Annotated in this window: 1 protein-coding gene; it reads right to left on the reverse strand. The window is 70.0% G+C overall.

The window, feature by feature from the left end; translation table 11 throughout:
- Nucleotides 1-6 precede the first annotated feature (6 nt).
- Nucleotides 7-1,314, reverse strand: coding sequence for an ISL3 family transposase (locus ACT3TZ_RS15130; RefSeq protein WP_034375564.1), 1,308 nt, complete (start codon nucleotides 1,312-1,314; stop codon nucleotides 7-9).
- Between the last annotated feature and the right edge of the window lie 112 nt (nucleotides 1,315-1,426).

Genomic DNA, 1,426 nt, shown 5'->3' on the forward strand with positions numbered 1-1,426 from the left:
GGCTCTTCACGAACGAGGGTGTAGCGCGGGTCTGAACCCTCCGGCTTCGAGCAGCGACCGAGCGATGTAGTGGGTGAGGTTGCGGAAGCCGAGGGCGGAGCCGCGGAGGTGTTCGAGTCGCCCGTTGATGGCCTCGGTCGGGCCGTTGCTGGTGCCGGGGCGGTCGAAGAACGCGAGGATGTCGCCCGCCCGCTGCTTCATGGTCCGGCCGAGCTTGCGGACCTCGACGAGCGCCGCGGGAACGCCGCTGCTGATCGCAGCGATCACCTCCTGCATCATCGCCTTCGCTTTCTTCTTGTCGGGCTCCCGGTAGGCCGCGACGATGCGCTGGTAGATGCCCCAGGTCGCCTCGACCTCGACGTGCTCCTCGCTCGCGAACACTGCGTCCAGGCGTGCCCGCTGCCGGTCGGTGAGCAGGCTCGCCCCGGTGTGCAGGGTGCGGCGGGCTTTGTAGAGCGGGTCGCCCTTGAGCCCGCGGTGACCGGTGGTGTCTTGCTGGACCCGACGCCGGCAGACATCCAGCGCGTCGCCGGCGAGGCGGACCACGTGGAACGGGTCCATGACGGGGACGGCGTCGGGGAGTTCCTCGGCGGCAGCGGTCTTGAACCCGGCGAAGCCGTCCATCGCGACCACCTCGATCCGCTTCGCCCAGTCCGCAGGGCGGGCGGCGAGCCACTGCTTGAACACCGCCTTGGAGCGGCCCTCGACCATGTCCAGCAGCCTCGCCGGCCCGGTCTTGTTCCTCGCGGGCGTGAGGTCGATGATCACGGTGACGTACTTGTCGCCCAGCCTCGTGTGTCGCCAGACGTGCTCGTCGACACCGATCGTGGTGACCCCGTCGAACCGGGCGGGGTCGTCGATCAGGCGCCGCTTGCCTTCCGCGAGGACGGCGGCGTTCGCGGCACTCCAGGACACCCCGAGACCTGCGGCGACGCGGGTGACGGTGAGGTGGTCGATGACGATGCCCCGCAGCGCCCACTCCAGGCCGCCGCGGGAGATCTTCGCACGCGGCGCCGCTGCCCGCGTCATGTCCTGCCGCCACGTGCGCCGGCAGTGTCCGCACCGGTACCGGCGCACCCGCACCAGCAGGGTCGTCGGCCGGTGCCCGAACGGCTCGTGCGCCAGTCGACGCGTGACCGTGTCCCGCGGCACGCCCTCGACACCGCACTTCCGACACCACGGGTCGTCCTCGACGACGCGGCATTCGATCGTGGCCCGATCCGGCTCGATCAGCTGGCCGACGGCGACGAGGCCGAGCTCGTCGAGGCGGCAGAACGTGGTCAGGTCAGGGGTCGCGAAAGTAGGGTGGAGCACGTCGAGGTCTTTCGGGATGGCGAGCGTGAAGAACTTCCATCATCCGGGAGACCTCGACCCCTACCCGGCCACCGACGCGCTCAACCGACTACACCCTCGTTCGTGAAGAGCC

Origin of the sequence: Brachybacterium sp. AOP25-B2-12 (assembly GCF_052378625.1) — a bacterium.
In the GTDB taxonomy this organism is placed as follows: Bacteria; Actinomycetota; Actinomycetes; order Actinomycetales; family Dermabacteraceae; genus Brachybacterium.